Source organism: Chlorobiota bacterium (assembly GCA_016710285.1).
Taxonomy (GTDB): domain Bacteria; phylum Bacteroidota; class Ignavibacteria; order OLB7; family OLB7; genus OLB7.
The window spans coordinates 3753042-3772469 of record JADJXR010000001.1 but is presented as its reverse complement, the minus strand read 5'-3'; the positions used below and the strand labels follow the sequence as shown (position 1 = coordinate 3772469).

Sequence of the window (19428 nt, the reverse complement as noted above, 5' to 3'; positions counted from 1 at the left end):
GGACGACGTAGATAGAGTGTTCGGATAGGAATTGCATGGCTCCCGATGAAGTATGGTGTAAGCTGTTCAATCGGCCTTAGTCCAGACGTACCACCGCCGGTCCCATTGCCGATGGTGATTGTTTCTCTCGGTTATTCACCGCCACCGCGCGCCGCTGGCGGCGAAGCTCCAGCAGCCGCGTGCGGACAGCAACGTTCAGCATCCAGAAGTAGAGGAGAATAAACGAAAAGATGGCTAAGCCGTAGATGACCTGCATCACAATGTTCATGGCATCGGCTTCCCCCGAGAGCACCGGGCCGGAGTTCACATCCCCTTTTGAGCCAGGGTGCAACCCGCCAGCAATGCGAGGATAGACGAACATGAAGAAGGTGACGGGGAGCACCAGAATACTCATATAAACTGCGGAAATCCTTGCCCGCTGATCTTGGTGTTCGATGGCGGACCGAAGCGCGAAGTACGCCCCGAAGACAATCAGGACGATGGTGATGGAGATCAGCCGGGGATCGTCCCAGGTCCAGAATGTGCCCCAGTTAAAACGCGCCCAGACCGACCCGGTGATGGTTGCCAGAAGGCAAAACACCCCGCCCAACGCGGCGGCAGAGCTTGCGATGACGTCGTGCTCAATCTTCCGTTTCCGCAGGTAGGCGATTGCGAAGCCGAACGCCACAAACCACGCAATCTGCGCCACCCATGCCGAGGGGACGTGGAAATAGAGGTTGCGGGCGCGTTCTTCAAGCCCGGGGATCAGCGGCGCGGTGACGATTGGGTTCACGGAGGCAATCCGCTCGGCCTCGAACAACTTCTCCGACCGAACAAACCGCGCATCAAGGATCACCTGGTCCCCCAGCCGGATATCAGAAGGATTCATTGCCGGGCCGGCCAGCCGGAACGTATCCAAGTCGCCATCGGCATCGCGCAGCACGGCGATTCCGTTAGTTGGGGCTTGCATCACCTCCCCCATCACCGGAAGCAGCGGGGGAACATCTTTGGTCATGGTGATCATTTTTGCCGAGCCGAACCGCCCGCCGGTTGGGACCCCGAAGCCAACGATCACCAGCACCACAATGGCAACCATCGCAATGGCCCGCCACCAAGCGGGGCGCGGTTTTGCAACGCCGCCAGGATAAAACCCGAGGAACATCGCCAGGGCGAACCCGCCAAAGATGAGAAGCGCTTTCATGGATTATTTTCGCGTGAGTTATTCTTTCCAGAGGAAGTCGAACAGGATGTAGCTGGCGACGACCACCAGCACCGCGTACAGGAACAGCAGCAACAACGGCGCAGCCATCACCCCCAACGCTGCGCCGGCGAACGCGCGGCCAAGAAGGTCAATCCCCAGCACCATCAACGGCAGAAGGATTGGGAAGCAGAGCACCGGGAAAAGCGCGCTTTTGGAGGAAGAGCGTGCAATGATTGCCGAAACGATCGTCAGCGAAGCGGCAAACCCAATGCTGCACAGAAGCAGCACCACCAACAGCGCAAACGGCGACCCCAAGCTCACATTTGTTGAAAGGAACAGGTAGAGAAGGCCTACCATCAGATTGGTACCGATTGCCAGCAGCAGATTCACCAGCAGCTTCCCGAAATAGACCGGAATTGCCGACGTTGTAAGCCGCAGAAGAAGCACGGTGCCCCGTTCTTCCTCGCTAACAAACGTGCGGCCAAGCCCGGTCACGGAGGTGAAAAACATGCTGACCCAGAGCATCCCGGAAGCAACTCCAACGGGGACGCGAACCTCCTCGCGCACGGCATAGACCAGAACCCCAACCGTCACCACCACCACCATTGCCAACGAGTTCAAGGCGAAGCGGGTGCGAAGCTCGCTCCGGAGGTCCTTTGCCGCAACAGCAGCCATTTGTTGGAATGCTTTGGGGAGCGTTAATGGCACGGTGCTCGTTCGCAGTTTGGTTAGCCTTGATTTGCTGGTTTGGCAACGGGGGCAAGCTACGGAATTCAAGTTGCGGATTGCTGTCGCAGCATTTTTCAAACTGTGGTTTCAGGCTGGCCAACCAGTGGTCCCGATACAGTGGAGGCACGAAGTCACGAGGGTTATCCCCCCAGAATCCGTGCCTCCATCGGTTGTATGCTTTAGCGTGTCTGTGCGGTTGCCTTACGGCAGCACAATGACTTTTTCGCTAATGGTTCCCGCAGGCGTTGTGATCCGAACCATGTAGGCTCCGCTGGAAACGCGTTTGCCGTAGTTATCGTTGGCATCCCACACTGCCGTGTAGTTTCCGGGTTCGGCCATGCCGTTGGAAACGTAGCGAATGTTTCTGCCCAGCATATCCAGAATCTGCACACGCACGCTTGAGCGGGATTGCACGTTGTACTGGATGCTCAGCGTGCTGCCGGAAGCCATTGGATTTGGCGACACACCGGTAACAGCAATGTTTGTGCCTTCAACACCCGAGCCAGGATGTTGCACCGACCATCCCCACTGCTTCCAACGCTTAAACAAGGTATCGGCCAACAGGCTGTCCGATTTTTCTTTATAGAAGACCGGGTTCAGGTCAACGATGCCGAAATCTGGCGCCAGCGGATCGCCTGGCTTGCGGTTCCGTTCGCCACGCCCGTTGCGGTGGCAGCTAGCTGCGCAGGAATTGATCTGGCCGATCGTGGCTCCGCGGCGGTAATACCAGATTGTCTGCTCCGGTGAAAGCACCCTGAAGCTATGATCGGTGAAGTTGTATTTGCCATCGAAGGAGATGGTTGCCGTGGCCGTAAAGTGGCAGTTCACACACTGGCTTACCCCTTGCGAGTGGAAGGTATGTGCGTTCACCGTCTTCCCTTCCAATACCGTATCACGCCCCAGGTTATCGGCTGGGAACTCACTCTTCCCACCTTGTGCTTTTGGAATGCCGTGGCACTTCATGCAGCCAACACCATCCTCCAAGGAGTAGTAATCCTCCTTCAACTGGAACGGAAGCCCAGGCTTGTTGTAATGGGACAAATGGCAATCGGAGCAGCCATCAACAAACAAGTGGCTTGCGTACTGTTTTGAATGCGAATAATCGTCGCCATGCTGATGGTGGGCGTAGGAGGTTTTGCCGTCGTCCCAAACGGTGGGACGTGGGAACAAGAAATCACTGAGCGGGCGATCGCCGCCGGGGACAAACGGCTCATTATTGGCTTCATCGAACGGATAGCGGTGGACGCGCCCCGGCTTGCTGGGACCACGGGTGTGGCAGTAGTTGCAGAGGTCCAATTTGCGATCGGTTCCTTCCTTTGTTTTTGGCAGCACCGAGAAGGTGAAGATGTTGTTCTTGCTTGGGCTTGCGACGTGCTCCGACCCCGGGCCGTGGCAGCTTTCGCAACCAACAACAACGTTTTGATCAATCAAAGCGGAGTCACCTTCGGCAATGCCTACCCACGAGGCATAGTTTGCGGTATCGGTTGTTCCTGGTTTGGCATCAACCGTTAGGCCGAATCCGTTCACGTGGCAGGCAGCGCACTCATGATCCCACGAAAGCTTCAAGAACTCATTCTTTTCCCAACGAAGGAATCGTGCTTTGCCAGTGCTGGGATCGCTTGAGACGTACCATTTCTGCATATCCAACCCAACCCAGTAGCCAGTATCGGACTGGTTGCGGTATTCCGGAAGCACATATTGGAATGGAGGCACATAGTAGGAGCCGTTGATCTCAACCAAGAACCGTTGCAGCCACCCTTCGCCGCCATAGGTGTAGGCAACTTTCATCTTTGGCAAAGAATCGCCACCACCAGAAAAGCGGAGTTGGATGTAGTACTCATCCTCGCGGTCCCCCTTGCTTAGCTCAATAAGCAACGTATCCTGCCCAGGAGTTGGGATTTGCTTGTCTTGGATTTTCAGCACCCGTTTTTCGCGGAACCAGCGGTCAATAATCACCGTTTCGGGATTGGGCCGAAGGTGGATTTTTGTGTGCATCGTCTCCCTGAACGCCGCCGCGCCCTTGTAGCTTTCTCCATCGCCATACTGGCCAGCATGGCAATTGGAGGTTAAGCAGGATTGGGCACCAGTGTAGGTGCGGGCAGCAGGTTTCGGAGAGGATTTGGTGTTGATTGCCACCAAGACACCCGCAACAACAAGCAGGGCTGCGGCAAGGTAGTAGCGTAGGGCTTTGATCATGGCTTCAGGCAGTTGTCAGTTATGGAAGGCCTGTTGAAATGGAGGTATCCTAGCAGCACAGAGGTTAAGACTCCGCGTATCCAGAATGTGTTACATCGCCATTAAAAAATGCTGGTTTGCTGGTAGCAAACGTGTAATCTTCAATGGGCTTGCAATGCAGCATGAACAACGTCATGCTGTTGTGTTGGGAATGGTGTAGTAACTGACAGCAGGAGCAAACGTATATTTTTTTTTAACAACAGCAAGGTTTTTCCTAAAATTTCACCGTTGTTGCACCGATACAGTATGCTCGACCATCCCCTCCACAAAAGCATCCCAGCTATATTTTTTCCGCTCTTGAAGGATGTTTTGGGAGAACTGTTGGATGGTCTGGCCGTGGTACATCTTATCCACAGCGTTGGCAATGCCGCTGGGGGAAGGGTCATCAATCACCAGCCCTGTTGTGCCGTCCACCACAACCTCGCCCAAGCTGCCAACGTTCGTCACAATCAGCGGGGTGGCAAAGTTGTAGGCAATCTGGACAATGCCGCTGTTGGTTGCCGAATGATAAGGCTGAACAAGCAGATCGGCTGCCGAAAACCAGAGCGCGACTTCATCGTTGGGAACATACCGATCCACAATCGTGATCTGCTCCTTCACCCCACCCTGCTCAATCTGTTGCAGGTACGGTTGCTTTTTCTTTTCGCCGCCAAAAAACTCACCAACCACGTACAACTGGGCATCGGGGTGGCGGCGGGCAATTTCGGGCATGGCCGATAGCAGCCGATCCAGCCCTTTGTACTGCCGCACGAATCCAAAGAACAGCAGCACTTTTTGCGCGGTGATTCCCAGCCGCTGGCGTGCCTCGGCAGCGTTGATTTTCGCCCCAAAATTCTCATACATCGGGTGGGGCGTTAGCCGTTGCGGGATTGCGGGATAGGCTTTCGCCAGCTGGTTGTACACCGTGCTTGATTGCGTCAACGCCAAACTGCAATAACGGAAAAATTTATCGGTGAGGAACCGGTCTATTGGCCGCCGTTCATGCGGGAACAGGTTGTCCACAATCACCATCACCTCCTTCTTCCCCTGATGCCGCGCCCACTTGGCTATTTGGGAAAATGCCGGAGCCAGCATCGGCGTCCAGTACTTGAAAGCAATCAAGTCGTAGTTCCGCTGGTGAAGCATCTGCCCAACCTTCTTCCAGTTGCCGAAGCTCATGCTGTCAATCAATCGCTCCGATTGCACCTGCTGGGCAAACCCTCCTCCATCCCCTATTTCTTCCTGAAACCTTCCAGGATACAGGATTTTGGGATATTGCCGGCGGAAGGTGATAACATCAACCGCATGGCCATGCTTCCGCAGATAGATGGCAAGCATATTCGTGTGGTGGGCAATTCCGCCACGAAGCGGAAACGCGGGGCCGATCAACGCGATCTTCATTGCTGTGATACTACCTTCCTGTCGTAGATTTGAACGGTTTTCCTGAACACTCACTGAACTTCCCGTATGGAACTTCCACAATCCTCCGAAGCGGCAACGCAACACCAGCGCGAGATTGACAAACCCCTGTGCAACTGCGGTGTTGTTGGCATCTTCAACAACCCACGAGCTTCGGTAATGACCTACTACGCCCTTCATGCCCTTCAGCATCGCGGCCAGGAAGCTGCGGGAATTGTGGCTTCCAGACCAAGCCAGTCGCGCCCCGGGAAACGGACATTCACTATCCATAAGGACCACGGCCTTGTGTTGGATGTTTTCAACGAAGACATCTTGGTCAAGGACCTTCGCGGCGATTGCTCCATTGGCCACAACCGCTACTCCACCACCGGCAACAATATCAAACGGGCCAACATCCAACCCTTTTTCGTCAATTACCACCACGGGAACCTTGCGCTTGCCCATAATGGAAATTTGACCAATACCCTTACGCTTCGCCGGAACCTGAGCAACGATGGCGTGCTGTTCCAAACCACCACCGATTCGGAGATCATGCTCCATCTGATTGCGCGAAGCCGTGAAGATAGCACCATCGGCAGAATTCGGGATGCCTTGCGCCAGGTGCGCGGCGCGTACTCCGTCACCATCCTGACCGACGATGCCCTTGTGGCCGCCCGCGACCCCCACGGATTCCGCCCCCTTTGCATCGGGAAGTTGGGCGACACCTACATCGTCGCCAGCGAAACTTGCGCGCTGGATATCCTTTCGGCAGAGTATGTGCGCGATGTCCGCCCGAACGAGATTGTGGTGATTGATGCCGAAACCGTCAAAACCGGCCATATCCATTCCTACCAGATTGACGACGTTACCCCCCGCCCTGCCCACTGCATCTTCGAGTATATCTACTTCTCCCGCCCCGATAGCCACATCTTCGGCCACTCGGTGGATAAAGTCCGCCGCAAGCTGGGGAAACGGCTTGCCGAAGAATCCGGAATGATTAGCGACCGACCAGGAGGAAAAGTGGTTGTGATTAACGTCCCCGATTCCTCCAACACCGCAACGCTGGGATTCCGGCAGGTGAACGAAGACCTGTACGACCAGGATACCCGCTATGAAATTGGGCTGATCCGTAATCACTACGTTGGCCGGACGTTTATTGCCCCCGGGCAGTCCAACCGCGAGCTGAAAGTGAAGATGAAGTTCAACGTTGTTCGCGGGGTGTTGGAAGGCCAGCAAGTGGTTGTGGTGGATGACTCCATCGTCCGCGGAACCACCAGCAAAGCATTGGTCAACTTGGTGAAGGAAGCCGCCCCACGAAGCGTCCACCTTCGCATCAGCTCACCCCCGATTACCCACCCCTGCAAGTATGGCATGGACTTCCCCAGCAAGGAGGAACTGATCGCCAATAACTTCAACCTGAACGTCAGCGCCATTCGCGACTCGCTTGGGGTGGAGTCGCTCCACTACCTCTCGATTGAAGGCCTGCTCGATTCCGTCCCGCACGAAAACGGGGAAGGCTACTGCACCGCCTGCTTCACCGGAAACTACCCGGTGGAGATTGACTCCGAAGCCAGCAAACTTGCGCTCGAGGAGATCGGCTAAGTGTATCTTGGCGATCTCCTTCTTGGAATTCTTACAGGGTTCGCATTGGCCATTCCGCCGGGGCCAATCTCTATCGCAGTTATCAAGCAAGCATTGGATGGGCACAGAAGCGTCGGCTACCAAATCGGTGCCGGCGCGGCACTTGCCGATGTCCTGTTCGCCACGCTGGCCGCCTTTGCGTCGTCGGCGTTTGTTGACTCGCTGCTGCGCTCCATTACTTCCTTTGGCTGGCTGGTGGTGTTGGTGCAGTTAGGATGCATTGTGGTGCTGCTGGTGCTTGCCCGGAATTACTTCAAAGCCACGTCCCAGAAAGTGGTGGCCTCGGCCACAAAGGAGCAGAAGCAGGAGGAGCGCGCCAAACTTCTTGGGCTGCGCTCCCCTTTTGCCTTGGGCGCGTTGCTTGGCTTGATGAACCTTGCTTCCCCCACCTTCCTTCCCACCTTGACGCTGGTGATTGGCGCGCTTCGGACCAACACCCACCTGCAAGGGGTTGTTGGCGCAACCCCCACCGACAACATCATCCTTGCTGTTGGGTTCGGCGGCGGGGTTTTCCTTTGGTTCTTTGCGCTCCTTCAATTGCTGATGAAATTCCGCTTGCGGATCCCCTCCAACTTTATCGGAAGGGTCTATCAGTTTGCTGGATGGGCGTTTGTTCTGTTCGCCATTATCCTTGCCTTCAAGGTCGCGACATCCACCGATTGGAAGAATATTTGGTGAACCGTACCCGCCGGCATTGCCCCGCAGCAATCTGCGCCGCACGCATCACTGCCGCATAATTTCCAGCGAGATGTTCAAGGCTTTTGCCGAGTGGGTTAGCGCACCGGAACTGATAAACTGCACTCCGGTCTCGGCCACCTGCCGGACGTTCTCCAACGTCACATCCCCCGACGCTTCGGTCTCCTTTGCTCCATCCACCAACGCTGCCCCCTGGCGCATCATCTCCAGCGTAAAATTGTCGAACATGATGCGGGCAACGGCGGGGAGCTTCAACGCCTCGCGGACTTCATCAAGGTTTCGCGTCTCCACCTCAATCGGTATCCGCTCCTGAAGACCCCGCTCCCCCAGCCATGCCGAAGCGGCCTGGACCGCGCCGGTAATCGAGCCGTAGGCTTCGATGTGGTTGTCTTTAATCATCACCATGTCGTACAGCCCCATTCGGTGGTTTTTGCCACCGCCGGCGGCAACGGCATATTTATCCAACAGCCGCCAGCCGGGGATTGTTTTGCGGGTGTCCAAAATCGTGGCGCCGGTTCCCGCAATGGCATCCACAAAACGGCGCGTTAGGGTGGCCACGCCCGACATCCGCTGCATAAAATTCAGCGCGGTCCGCTCGCCGATGATGATGCTTCGCACCGGTCCCCTGATATGGCCGATAACGCTGCCGGGCGCAACCCTTGCCCCGTCTTCCATCATCCAATCGCAGGTGACATCGCCGTCAACTTCGCGGAAGGCTAAATCGGCAATGGCGGTCCCGGCCACCACCCCTTCGGCCTTTGCCAGCATCACCGCTTGGCCGTAGGTTTCCGGCGGCAGCAGCGATTCGCTTGTCACGTCGCCATCGCCGATATCTTCATTCAAAGCGATTTGAACAAGCCGAAGGATGGAAAGATCATTCAACAACGCAGGGTATGGCATGGTAAATGGTTGGTTTTGTGAGAATGGTTATTCGGGGATTTTCCACGTATCTTGCCCAAAACGGTACAGGATGACAATCGCTATGAACTCAATGAAACCGGCATTGGTCCGCGTAATACTTGCATCTGCCATTGCGTTGGCAATCCCCATGGTTGCTTCGGCACAGATCGGCAGAATTGCCGCACTTTTCCCGGCGCAATTTCTGAGCGGAGAGCACACCGGCGACCAGGACATTATCGCCGCCCGCTTCTTCACCGATGGACGGATTGAGACCCCAGTGGCCGCCCCAGCCTCAATCTGTTCGCAAAACTACAAGGAATTTTCGCCGATCATCCTTCCCGATACCGATGGTGGCTGTTTTCTTGTTTACACCGTGGAGCATAACTCCAGCGCACACGCCGGCGACCGCGACATCCTGATGCGCCGCTTGGACCGCGAAGGGCACGACCGTTGGGGCGATTCAACAAACCACATCACCCCGATTGCACGCTCGAACTTCCGCGAACAAAACGCACGGGCGGTGAAGCTGTACGACGGCTCGATCATGGTCCTGTACGAAGTCCATTACTCCGCCAGCATCTATGGCGATGTTGACATTGCCGCCGTAAAAATCGGAGCCGATGGGAAGCCGGTGTGGGGGTCGGGATCGTGGGTGGCAAAAACCAAACGGCGCGAGCTTCTTTCCGGGGCCGTTGCCGACAGCCGTGGCGGGGTGATTGCCGTGTACGAAAGTGCCTCCATTGCCAAGGACTCCGTTGTGGCCAGCGACCTTTTAGCGATGCGGATTGATGGCTACGGGAAGGCAGCATGGGGCGCGTCGGCAAACCCGGTGCACGTTGCTTCCAGCCGCCATTTGGAACGGAATGCAGCGGTGGTAAGCGATGGAGCCTGCGGGGCCTACGTGGCCTACGAAATCGCCTACACCGCTGGGGACCGCACGGGCGACATTGATATCCTTGCCCAACGCATCGCCCCCGACGGAACGCGCCGATGGATTGATGAAACAGCCGTGCCGCTGGTAAGCTCCGACGCAAAAGCCCGCGAGACCGACCCCGTGGTGGTGGCCGAACCCGCAGGGCTTGCCGTGGCGTTCAAAATCCAGATTGGGCACCAAACATTTATTGGAATGCAGCGGTTGGATATGCTTGGGAAGCCACTGTGGAACGAAGGGAAAAAAGCGGTGCTGACAGGAATCCCAAAGGGGCAGGTTGAGCATCAGGAATTGATTGCCGATGGGCTTGGAAATTTCTACCTCTCGATGGAAGTAACGGGGGCAACCGACACCGTGGCCAACGACCGCGACATTTTTGTGCAGCGAATCGCCGCCGATGGCGCGCAGGCCTGGGGCGATGGCGAATATGCCGTGGCAGCGTTCAACACCCCAATGCCCGAGCGGGACGCAACCCTAACCGTGGACCCGCTTGGGCAGCTTATCATCCTTGCCGTTCGCGACACCCCCACAGCAATCCCCGGGGAATACACCAGCCAAGTAATCGCCCAAAAATTTGCGGTTGATGGAGCTTCGTCGTGGGCCAGCTTGCAGCCGCCGATTATCCTGTCGGAAGATGGGCGGCGATATGGAAAGATGGTGCTGCTGCGGGAGTAGCAAGGCCCGCTATAAATTCAATCCCTGCTGGTCCCCCACTTTCCGTTCTATCCCGAAATGGCGGTAGGCAAGGGGGGTGGTTTCGCGGCCACGCGGGGTGCGCTGCATGAAGCCTTCTTGGATCAGATATGGTTCATAGACCTCCTCAATCGTCCCGGGTTCTTCCCCCACGGCAATCGCCAGAGTGTTCAATCCAACCGGGCCGCCGTTGAATTTCTCCATGATCGCCACCAAAATTCTTTTATCCATTTCATCAAGCCCGTGCTCATCCACCTCAAGCTGGGCCAGGGCGTAATCGGCAATGCTTTTGGTGATGATGCCGTTCCCTTTCACATCGGCAAAGTCGCGGGTGCGGCGAAGCAAGCGGTTGGCAATCCGCGGGGTCCCGCGCGAGCGGCGCGCAAGCTCGTAGGCCCCCTCCGGCTCAATCGGAATGGTGAGGATGGCCGCCGAGCGGTTGATAACCCGGAAGAGGTCCTCCACCGAGTAGTAATCCAGCCGGTTGATAATCCCAAAACGGCTGCGAAGCGGGGCAGTCAGCAGCCCCTGGCGCGTGGTTGCCCCCACCAACGTGAACTGCGGAATGGTGAGCTGCACCGACCGTGCGTTGGGGCCGGAATCAATCATGATGTCAATCCGGTAATCCTCCATTGCCGAGTAGAGATATTCCTCCACCACGGGGCTAAGCCGGTGGATTTCATCAATGAACAGGATGTCGCCGTGGTTCAGCCCGGTGAGCAATCCGGCAAGGTCGCCAGGTTTCTCCAGCACCGGCCCGCTGGTGGTTTTTATCTCGGCATTCATCTCGTTGGCGATGATGTAGCTGAGCGTTGTTTTCCCCAGCCCCGGGGGGCCGGTGAACAACACGTGATCCAACGCCTCCTCCCGCATTTTGGCGGCTTTGATAAACACCATCAGGTTATCAACCACTTTGCTTTGCCCGGTGAATTCATGGAATCCACTGGGCCGCAATGCGGCTTCAATCTCCGACTCAATAGTGCTTTGGACCTGCTGGCTGACCGATGTGCGATTTCCTTTTGGTTGTCCCATTGTTGCTGTGGTGTTTGGGTTGTTCGATGGCCGAAGCAAGATAGTTGATGGCTGCAAAAAGACAACGCGAGCCTGAAAACTTTCCAAGCTCGCGCTGCTTTTTTCTTGGCCGATGCGCCCCAATGGCTGGTTGCCCACGGGGCGCGTTGTTCAGCTGTTCCGGTCCAGGCGGTCAATCTCATCGCGGATCTGGGCCGCCCGCTCGTAGTCCTCCTGCTTCACGGCAACGTCCAGTTTTCCTTGCAGGACCTCGCGCAAGGTTTTTGGGCGTTCTGGCTTCGCTTCCTCAATTTCTTTCTCCCCTTCGAAACTCTCCTCTTCGTCGTCATCATCATCGTCGTCAAAATCATCTCCATCTTGCGGCAGCACTCCCGCTTCGGCAAGAACCGATTCGGCAACGTAGATGCTGGCACCGCAACGGATCGCCAGGGCGATAGCATCGGAGGGGCGCGCGTCAATCGGCTCGCTTGCTCCTTCGATATTCAGCACAGCGTAGAAGGTGCTTTCGCGAAGCTCGGTGATGCAGACATCCAGCAGCTGTGTGCCCAACGCATCAATCATCGTTTTCATAAGATCGTGCGTGATTGGGCGCGGCGGCTTCAGGCTTTCCAGCTCCAGCGCGATGGCCTGGGCAAGGTCCCCACCAATCAGGATGGATAGCCGCCGCATCCCGCCGGTTTCTTGCAAAATCAGCGCGTACGAGCCGCTTGTTTGGGGGCTACTGGTCAGCCCGATAATCTCCATTTGAACTCTATCCATGCCGTTCGCGAATTGCGTTCCATTCAGGGTTTTGTGTTCCCTTCCCACCATCCTTCCGCAGCGATTGCTGTTACTTGCCGTGCAGCGCGTTTACTTCCTGGGTAAGAACCGGAAGCACCTCGAACACATCGCCGATAATGCCATAATCAGCAGCGCCGAAGATTGGTGCGTCCTTGTCCTTGTTGATGGCAACAATGTACTTCGAGCTTGACATTCCTGCAAGATGCTGGACCGCTCCGCTGATGGCGCACGCCACATAGAGCGATGGGGAAACGGTTTTCCCGGTTTGGCCCACTTGCTCCGAGTGTGGCCGCCAGCCAGCATCCACCACCGCGCGCGATGCCCCAACGGCCCCGCCAAGCGCATCGGCAAGATTTTCAACAAGGTAGAAGTTCTCCGGCCCCTTGAAGCCGCGTCCGCCCGAGACGATTACGTCGGCCTCGGCCACGTCTTTCTTTCCGGTGTTGAGCTTCGTCTCCACCACCCGCGTTGCGAAATCCTTCTCCTCAAAACTGACCGCTGCCGAACGGACCGTTGCCGCCACCCCATCAACCGCGCTGGCGGTGAAGACGTTTGGGCGCAGCGAAAAGACTTTGCTTGGAGTAGTGACGGAAACGTCAACCCGAGCTTTTCCGGCGAAGACTGGGCGGGTGGCCACCACGTTGCCACTGCTGGCGGTTAATCCCACGCAATCGGGGACAAGGCCCGCGCCAAGTTTCACGGCAACCCGTGGCGCAAGGTCCTTCCCGTGCGAGGTGTTGCTCATCAGGATCACGTTGGCACCTTCGGCGGTGGCCACCGATGCGATTGCCCTGCTAACCGCCCCCGATGCAAACTGCGCAAGCCGTGCATCCTCAACGGTGATAACATCTGCCGCGCCGTAGGCTGCAAGCTGGCTGGCCAGTGGGGCAACGTTCTCCCCCACGATCAGTGCCGAAAATTTCCCGCCAGTTTCGGCAGCAAGGTTCCGCGCAGCGGTGACGGTCTCGAAGGCGTTTTTCTTCAGCTGCCCGCCGCGTTGTTCGATATATGCAAGAATGTTCATGGTGTGCGTTCTTGGAAGTGTCGTGGATATGTGAATTGTGGATTAGATAACCTTCGCTTCCTCATGCAGCAGCCGAACGATCTCGCGGACGTTCTCCGGCGAAAACTCCAGGACCTTCCCCCCCTGCTTCTTCTCTGGCAGGCGCATCCCGATCGTCTCGGTCCGGTCCGCCACGCCGGCGGCGGCGCGTTCCTCAATCGGCTTTGATTTTGCCTTCATGATGTCGGGAAGTTTGGGGTAGCGTGGCTCGTTCAAGCCCTTTTGCGCGGTGATGATGCAGGGGAGCGTTGTTTCCACCACTTCCTTCCCCCCCTCCACGTCGCGCTCGGCACGGATGGTGGTTCCGTTGACTTCAAAGCTGGTGACGAAGCTGACCACAGGAAGGTCCAGCAATTCGGCAAGCATCGGGCCGATTTGGGCCGAATCGTAATCAACGGATTGGCGACCAACCAAAACCAGATCGGGGTTGATTCCTTTGATTGCTTCGGCAAGCGAGCTGGCAACGCCGAAGGAATCGTTCCGCTGTTCATCCTTAATCAGCACCGCCTTATCGGCACCAACGGCCAGCCCCCAGCGAAGGGTCTCCTTGGCGGAATCGCCACCAACGCACAGAAGCGTTAGCGTGCCACCGTCGCGGCGGCGCAGGCCCTCCTCCACGGCAAATTCATCGTAGGGATTGGGGATGAACTTCACCCCTTTTGGGTCAATCGTTTTGCCATCGGCCCCAACAACAATTTTGGTTGCGGTGTCGGGCGTGTGGCTAACGCAGACAACAATGTTCATGGTGATATGCTTGAGTTGTGTTTGTGTAAGTCGGTTGTTGCTGAAAACAGCGGGCAAATATACATGGGGGGATAGGAAGAACTGGCGAAATTCCCCCTGTGGTCATACTTTCTAACTGTGAAGCCCCCCTGCGAAAAAGCTGAAGCCTATTGGGGTGGCTACCCCGACCCAACGATAGCATCAAGAACGGTAGCGACCCCGATCTTTATCGGGGCCCAGAAGACGCCGAAGGCTAAAGACCTTTTCTCAATCCCGACGAATGTCGGGACGGCTACCCCTGCCCCAAGAATAGCACCAAGAACGGTAGAGACCCTGACTCAGTCGGGACGGTTACCGGTGCACCATCATCCTTCCGCGCGTGACGGCATCACCAATGTGGAGTTCGTAGAAATAGCTGCCGTTGCTTAGCTGGCTGCAATCAATCGCAAGGCTGTGCGCGCCGGCGGGGAGCGTCCCCAACTCTTGCCGCATCACCACTTGGCCAACAGGATCCAGCAGCCGGACCTGGACCTCGCGTTGCTGTTCTACTTGAAATTCAAGAAGCCCATGAGCTGCAATGATATTTGGCCTGATGGTTGCAGCTTGCAGGCGGCGTTCGGCATCCGTCCCAACGGTTCCTTCGGTGAAGGTCACGTTATCAACAAACCAGCCTTCGGCTTGGCCCAGTGTGCCGGTTGAGATTCTGAACCGGAGGAACACCAGCCGCCCTTCCCCTGCCGTGGCAAGGTTCCCGAACCGCTCGGAGTGCCATTTCCCATGCGCCCCGGCGGTGTCCTTCCAGTCGTCGTAGGATTGCGAGTTCCACCACCCCAGCATCTGCCACGTTTGCGCGGTGTCGTGGCTGATCTCCACATAGCCCGTGTCGCTTTTGTCAATGATTGCAAGATGGTCGAACTGGAACACCGTGTTCGATTTCACCAGCACGGGCCAGACCTGGGTGAAGCTGTTGGTCCGGGCCTTGTAGCGTCCGATTGGGGAATCGGTGAGGGAGTTCGGCGGCGTTTGCGATTCGGTGGAAGTCAGCCCCCACGTTCCGGTTGAAAGCATCTTCGGCGCGTCCGCATCGAACCCTTCGGCGTAGTTGCCAACCGGCCCGCCAAAGGCAATCACCGAATCGCTGTTCGCGCTTTCGTTCCCCGGGTTGGAAGCGTCCACAACGCTGGCACGATAGACGTAATACCCCCGCTTTGCCGGCGCATCGTTCACGGTGATTACCGAACCAGTATCCCCAATCCCTTCCGCCACTTTTTCGCCGTCGCGGTAAAGTTTCCACCCCTTCAGATTGTTCAGCAGCGTTACCGAGTCGGCACGGAGCGATGGGAGCTTCAGCCGCAAGCCCACCTGCGGACCGATCTCCGTCACCGAAACGATTGTTGGTGCCAACGGCAGCTTTGCATCCCCGGGCTTGAACGTCACATCACGGAGGATGCTGGTGTCGGGGCCGGCAGCAACGCGAACCTCGTAGCGGTACTCCTGCCCAATCGTCAACCCGTTTTCGGTGAAGCTGGTGGTTCCCGACGGCAGCGTGCGGTGGGGAACTCCATCGCGTGAAAGCTCCAGCGTGTAGCTGCTGAACGGCTTGCCAAAGATGCTTTCCATCGCCGGGTTCTTCCACGACAACGTCACCTCCGTCAAATCCTCGAACCTCCCTTTCGCCACAAGATTCTCCACCGGGTACGGCTGGCGAACTTTGATAATGGCGGTGTACACGTCGTTGTTGTCGTTGTCGCGGGTGTCAAGGTGGGAAGGATAGATGCGGCCATCGTGGAAGGCGCAGCCGCTGTAATCCCCCGCAAAAATTTGGTCAATGAACGGGTTCTTCCGGAAGTCGCTGGTGGCATCGGTGGCACGGCGGTCAATCCAAGTTTCGCCGCCGTCGGCGCTGTAGCTGATGTAGGTGTCAATGGCGATGTTCGCCGGGTCGTTGCGGCTGTCGCTGTACATGATGGCAATGTCTCCCGTGGTCTCATCCACGCTCATCCAGGGCCACCACTGGTCGTTGGTCGTGACGCTGGTGATCGTCTTCGGCTGGGTCCAAGTTTGCCCGCCATCGGTGGAGCGAAGGAAATAGAGGTCCGGAGTCAGCCCGGCGCAGTAGGCCAGATAGAGCCAGCCTTTGCGCGGGGAGTTGGAGTTGTCGGCCATGATCGTCGGGTAGGTTTCCGCACGGAAGGTCCCTTTCAGAACGTGGTAGGTGCTTTGGTTGGCCCCGGTGCCAACGGTGCGGGCCGTTCCGTGGGTGGGATAATTCTGCACCGGATAGGTCGGTTGGCTGAAGGTCAATCCCCCGTCGGTGGAGCGGACAAAGCCGATGGAGCGGCTTGGGCCATCGTTCCAAGCAACGTACAGTTCGCCATTCGGGCCGGTTGTGGTGATCGGGAAGCTCTGGCCAAAAGTGGTGTCCAGGCTGTTCCCCGATTTCCGTGGGCTTACCCGCACCGGAACGCCCCACGTTGCCCCGCCATCGGTGGAGCGGGCAACCACGATTTGGGTGGAGCTGTCGCGGTCAATCACCCGTTTCCACGGGGTGTAAAGGTTGCCACGGAAAGGGGAGCTTGGGGAGTTGTCCGCCTCGATGTAATACTTATCCTCGAAGGCGGAGTCGTCGGTCATCGTCCCTTTGTGCTCAATCACCACGTACGGGACCGACCACGACGCGCCGCCATCCGTTGTTTTGCAAAGATAGACCCCTGACTCGCCGGTGTTGTTGCCGCGTGGGAACGCCCCGAACATCACGTAGCCGTTCCCCAAATGGTCGAACCCAACCGAAGGGTCGTTCCCCGTCTGCCAGTTGGTGTTGACCTTCCCCAAATCGGTGTTCTTCCAACTGTTCCCGCCGTCGGTGGAGACGTACACGATTGCTCCACGGGTATCCACTGCCGAGGAGATCAGCAGGTTGGGGTTCAGCGGGCTGATGGCAATGGAGCTTTCGTTTTGGGCCGGAGGGTTCACCGCAGGCTCGCCAACGATGGTGCTTCGGTTCAGGAAAAACCCGGATTGGCGATTGATCGGCGAGCGGAGCAGATAGGGGCGATCATTCTTTTCCGATTCGCCCCCCCCTCTCCCTTCTTCATGGCCTCCCCGCTCGTAGGATTCCTCAAGCGCGGGGCGTGCACGGCGGCCGTGGTCGGGGCGGTCCCCACCGGAGGATTCCGGTTGCGATTGCGCAACAACGGAGCAGCAGATCAACAAAAATGGCAGAAGGAAGAAGCGTTTCATATTCACGTTGAAGGGTTTACGTGGGACGGTTAGCAGCTTGGTTAGCAACAAAGTAAAGCATCAGCAACGGAACCGCAACAGCGTGCCGGTTCAATGATTATTTTCGGTTCATGTTCCGATCCGATTACGACCGCTGGAAGGACCTACCGCCCGTTTCGCCCGATGAGCTGCGCCAGGCGTTGCGGCAGTTTGCCAGCGGTGTCACGATTGTGACGACCCAGCATGACGGAATCCGGTACGGCATCACCGTTTCGGCGTTTGCTTCGGTGACGTTGCAGCCGCCAACGGTGATGGTCTCGATCAACAGCGAAAGCCAGTTGGCCGATATGATCCAGGAGTCGCAGGCGTTTGCGGTCCATATCCTTGCCGAGGATCAAGCCGAGCTTTCGCAGCGGTTCAGCGCGGCCATTGATGGGGATGAGAAATTCGGGAACCTTCCGGTGGCCGAAGGGGTTAATGGTGTTCCAATCTTGGACCACGCAATGGCGCGGTTCGAGTGCGTGTTGGATAGAACAATCCGCGTTGGAACCCATGTGGTGATGTTCGGCAAAGTTGTCGGCACCGACTCGGACCCCGATCCCGCTTGGCCATTGCTTTATTATCACCGTGAGTATCACCGGCTGAACCGTCCGGAACAATCCACGCAGCAACCATGACACCCGCCGCCGGAAACAGCATCGCCAACGCCGCCCTGCTCCGCAGTTTTGCGCTGCTGGCGGCAATGGTGATTGCAGGCCCGGCAACCGCAAACGCACAGCATCCCCCTTCCACCGGAACAGGCCGCACCGAGCATCGGGTGGCGCTGGCACGGTTGGCGCGGGACCTTGACGGAATCCTTGCCGACCGCAATTTTGCCGATGCAACATGGGGCGTTTCCGTTGTTAGCTGCCAGGATGGGGACCAGGTCTATCGCTTCCAGGACCGCCGCAACCGGCAAATGGCCAGCAATATCAAGCTGCTTACCACCATCACCGCGCTGAACAAACTGGGCAGCTCCTTCCGCTTTTCCACCGAAGTGATTGCCACCGGGGAAGTGGTTAATGGCGACTTGCAAGGGGACCTGGTGATCCGCTGCAGTGGCGACCCCTCGATCTCGCCAAGTTTTGGGATCAACCCGCAGGAGGTTCTGCAAGGGTGGGCGCGCACGCTCGATTCGCTTGGGATCCGCTCGGTCCGCCACATTGTGGTGGATGCTTCCCTGTTCGACACCATCCCCTACGCCCCGGGCTGGGCGTGGGACGACGAAACGTTTGGGTTCAACGCCCCCATTAGCGGCGCGGCGATGTACGATAACAGCATCGCCGTCACCGTCGCGCCAGGGAAGGCTGCGGGGAAGCCGGTCCAGATTGATGTCTCCCCCTCCACCGCCTACGTCACCCTTCGCGTCACCGCGCAAACCACCCGCTCCGATTCGGTGGCAACGCTGGACATCCATCGCGACCGTGGAAGCGCGGTGATTGTGGTTGCGGGAAATATTGCTGCCGGGGCCGAGCCGTACACCGAGCATATCAGCATCGAGCAGCCCTCTGTTTTTTTTGCAACGCTGGTCCGCGAGGAGTTAGGGCGAAGCGGGATTGAGGTTCGCGGCGGGGCGTATGATGCCAACCACGCCCCGTTGCACGATGCCCCCCGAACCTCGCGCCGGATTGCCCTGTACCTTTCCCCCGAACTGCGCCAGATTGCCGCGGCAACCAACAAGCAAAGCCTGAACCTTTCCGCCGAGATGCTCCTGAAGGCCATGGGGGAACGGACCTTCGGCGTTGGCTCCACAGCTTCCGGAATTGAGGTGGTGAAGCGGCAACTGAGCACCGTAGGCATTGACGTTGAGCGGCTTCGGCTGGCCGATGGGTCGGGGCTTTCGCGCCAGGCAATGATTTCGGCTGCGGACATGACCACACTGCTCCGTTGGGCGTATCGCAAACCAGCGTTGTTCCGCGACGTTCTTAGCACGCTTTCGGTGGCCGGCACCGATGGGACGCTTGCCACACGCATGGCCGGAACCGCTGCCGAAGGGAACGTGTTCGGGAAGACGGGCTACATGGGTGGGGTTCGCGCGCTTAGCGGCTACGTCCGCACCCGCGACGGCGAATGGCTGGCGTTCAGCATCGCCGTCAACAACTACACCGTCCCGACGGCATTGGTGAACAAGGCTCACGACCAAATTTTAACACGGCTTGCCAACTTCAGCCGTAAAAGTTGAAACGCTTC

General features: G+C 57.6%; 15 protein-coding genes. 5 read left to right on the top strand and 10 right to left on the bottom strand.

Annotated features, from left to right (window positions below; genetic code table 11):
• Positions 1 to 76 precede the first annotated feature (76 nt).
• The 4 genes from ccsA to IPM61_14000 all read right to left on the bottom strand — a co-directional run bounded on the left by ccsA (position 77) and on the right by IPM61_14000 (position 5524).
• Positions 77 to 1180 carry a cytochrome c biogenesis protein CcsA gene (gene ccsA / locus IPM61_14015; GenBank protein MBK8912431.1) on the bottom strand — a complete coding sequence of 368 codons (1104 nt, stop codon included), beginning with the start codon at positions 1178 to 1180 and terminating at the stop codon, positions 77 to 79.
• A gap of 18 nt (positions 1181 to 1198) precedes the next feature.
• On the bottom strand, positions 1199 to 1888 hold the full coding sequence (locus IPM61_14010; protein MBK8912430.1) for a heme exporter protein CcmB: 690 nt from the start codon (positions 1886 to 1888) through the stop codon (positions 1199 to 1201).
• Positions 1889 to 2110: 222 nt separating this feature from the next.
• Positions 2111 to 4105 carry a T9SS type A sorting domain-containing protein gene (locus IPM61_14005; GenBank protein ID MBK8912429.1) on the bottom strand — a complete coding sequence of 665 codons (1995 nt, stop codon included), beginning with the start codon at positions 4103 to 4105 and terminating at the stop codon, positions 2111 to 2113.
• 261 nt (positions 4106 to 4366) lie between these two features.
• Positions 4367 to 5524 (bottom strand): glycosyltransferase family 4 protein, encoded by a 1158-nt coding sequence (locus IPM61_14000; protein MBK8912428.1) that lies wholly within the window; start codon positions 5522 to 5524, stop codon positions 4367 to 4369.
• Positions 5525 to 5590: 66 nt separating this feature from the next.
• Here IPM61_14000 and IPM61_13995 point away from each other — a divergent pair, with 66 nt between their 5' ends.
• The gene (locus tag IPM61_13995; protein ID MBK8912427.1) at positions 5591 to 7123 is read left to right on the top strand and encodes an amidophosphoribosyltransferase; all 1533 of its coding nucleotides are present in this window, start codon (positions 5591 to 5593) and stop codon (positions 7121 to 7123) included.
• A gap of 45 nt (positions 7124 to 7168) precedes the next feature.
• Positions 7169 to 7840, top strand: coding sequence for a LysE family transporter (locus IPM61_13990; protein ID MBK8912426.1), 672 nt, complete (start codon positions 7169 to 7171; stop codon positions 7838 to 7840).
• A 45-nt stretch (positions 7841 to 7885) separates the two neighbouring features.
• Here the strand turns inward: IPM61_13990 and nadC are convergent, their stop codons facing one another.
• Positions 7886 to 8758, bottom strand: coding sequence for a carboxylating nicotinate-nucleotide diphosphorylase (nadC, locus tag IPM61_13985; protein MBK8912425.1), 873 nt, complete (start codon positions 8756 to 8758; stop codon positions 7886 to 7888).
• 82 nt (positions 8759 to 8840) lie between these two features.
• Here nadC and IPM61_13980 point away from each other — a divergent pair, with 82 nt between their 5' ends.
• The gene (locus IPM61_13980) at positions 8841 to 10364 is read left to right on the top strand and encodes a hypothetical protein (GenBank protein ID MBK8912424.1); all 1524 of its coding nucleotides are present in this window, start codon (positions 8841 to 8843) and stop codon (positions 10362 to 10364) included.
• 9 nt (positions 10365 to 10373) lie between these two features.
• Here IPM61_13980 and ruvB read toward each other — a convergent pair whose 3' ends face one another.
• From ruvB to IPM61_13955, 5 genes are all read right to left on the bottom strand, one after another.
• On the bottom strand, positions 10374 to 11414 hold the full coding sequence (gene ruvB, locus IPM61_13975; protein ID MBK8912423.1) for a Holliday junction branch migration DNA helicase RuvB: 1041 nt from the start codon (positions 11412 to 11414) through the stop codon (positions 10374 to 10376).
• Positions 11415 to 11564: 150 nt separating this feature from the next.
• The gene (locus IPM61_13970; protein MBK8912422.1) at positions 11565 to 12173 is read right to left on the bottom strand and encodes a bifunctional nuclease family protein; all 609 of its coding nucleotides are present in this window, start codon (positions 12171 to 12173) and stop codon (positions 11565 to 11567) included.
• Positions 12174 to 12243: 70 nt separating this feature from the next.
• The gene (locus IPM61_13965; GenBank protein MBK8912421.1) at positions 12244 to 13218 is read right to left on the bottom strand and encodes an electron transfer flavoprotein subunit alpha/FixB family protein; all 975 of its coding nucleotides are present in this window, start codon (positions 13216 to 13218) and stop codon (positions 12244 to 12246) included.
• Positions 13219 to 13260: 42 nt separating this feature from the next.
• Positions 13261 to 14001 carry an electron transfer flavoprotein subunit beta/FixA family protein gene (locus tag IPM61_13960; GenBank protein ID MBK8912420.1) on the bottom strand — a complete coding sequence of 247 codons (741 nt, stop codon included), beginning with the start codon at positions 13999 to 14001 and terminating at the stop codon, positions 13261 to 13263.
• A gap of 330 nt (positions 14002 to 14331) precedes the next feature.
• Positions 14332 to 17220, bottom strand: coding sequence for a hypothetical protein (locus IPM61_13955; protein ID MBK8912419.1), 2889 nt, complete (start codon positions 17218 to 17220; stop codon positions 14332 to 14334).
• Positions 17221 to 17330: 110 nt separating this feature from the next.
• Here IPM61_13955 and IPM61_13950 point away from each other — a divergent pair, with 110 nt between their 5' ends.
• Both IPM61_13950 and dacB read left to right on the top strand, forming a co-directional pair.
• Positions 17331 to 17876: a flavin reductase gene (locus IPM61_13950; protein MBK8912418.1), complete on the top strand. Its 546-nt coding sequence runs from the start codon at positions 17331 to 17333 to the stop codon at positions 17874 to 17876.
• On the top strand, positions 17873 to 19420 hold the full coding sequence (dacB, locus tag IPM61_13945; protein ID MBK8912417.1) for a D-alanyl-D-alanine carboxypeptidase/D-alanyl-D-alanine-endopeptidase: 1548 nt from the start codon (positions 17873 to 17875) through the stop codon (positions 19418 to 19420). Before IPM61_13950 ends, dacB begins: the two co-directional genes overlap by 4 nt.
• Positions 19421 to 19428: the final 8 nt, after the last annotated feature.

Coding starts and splice junctions, on each gene's coding strand:
- IPM61_13950 (MBK8912418.1), top strand. CDS start 17,331: ATGTTCCGATCCGATTACGACCGCTGGAAGGACCTACCGCCCGTTTCG.
- IPM61_14005 (MBK8912429.1), bottom strand. CDS start 4,105: ATGATCAAAGCCCTACGCTACTACCTTGCCGCAGCCCTGCTTGTTGTT.
- nadC (MBK8912425.1), bottom strand. CDS start 8,758: ATGCCATACCCTGCGTTGTTGAATGATCTTTCCATCCTTCGGCTTGTT.
- IPM61_14000 (MBK8912428.1), bottom strand. CDS start 5,524: ATGAAGATCGCGTTGATCGGCCCCGCGTTTCCGCTTCGTGGCGGAATT.
- IPM61_13970 (MBK8912422.1), bottom strand. CDS start 12,173: ATGGATAGAGTTCAAATGGAGATTATCGGGCTGACCAGTAGCCCCCAA.
- dacB (MBK8912417.1), top strand. CDS start 17,873: ATGACACCCGCCGCCGGAAACAGCATCGCCAACGCCGCCCTGCTCCGC.
- IPM61_13955 (MBK8912419.1), bottom strand. CDS start 17,220: ATGAAACGCTTCTTCCTTCTGCCATTTTTGTTGATCTGCTGCTCCGTT.
- IPM61_13960 (MBK8912420.1), bottom strand. CDS start 14,001: ATGAACATTGTTGTCTGCGTTAGCCACACGCCCGACACCGCAACCAAA.
- ruvB (MBK8912423.1), bottom strand. CDS start 11,414: ATGGGACAACCAAAAGGAAATCGCACATCGGTCAGCCAGCAGGTCCAA.
- ccsA (MBK8912431.1), bottom strand. CDS start 1,180: ATGAAAGCGCTTCTCATCTTTGGCGGGTTCGCCCTGGCGATGTTCCTC.
- IPM61_13995 (MBK8912427.1), top strand. CDS start 5,591: ATGGAACTTCCACAATCCTCCGAAGCGGCAACGCAACACCAGCGCGAG.
- IPM61_13980 (MBK8912424.1), top strand. CDS start 8,841: ATGAACTCAATGAAACCGGCATTGGTCCGCGTAATACTTGCATCTGCC.
- IPM61_13965 (MBK8912421.1), bottom strand. CDS start 13,218: ATGAACATTCTTGCATATATCGAACAACGCGGCGGGCAGCTGAAGAAA.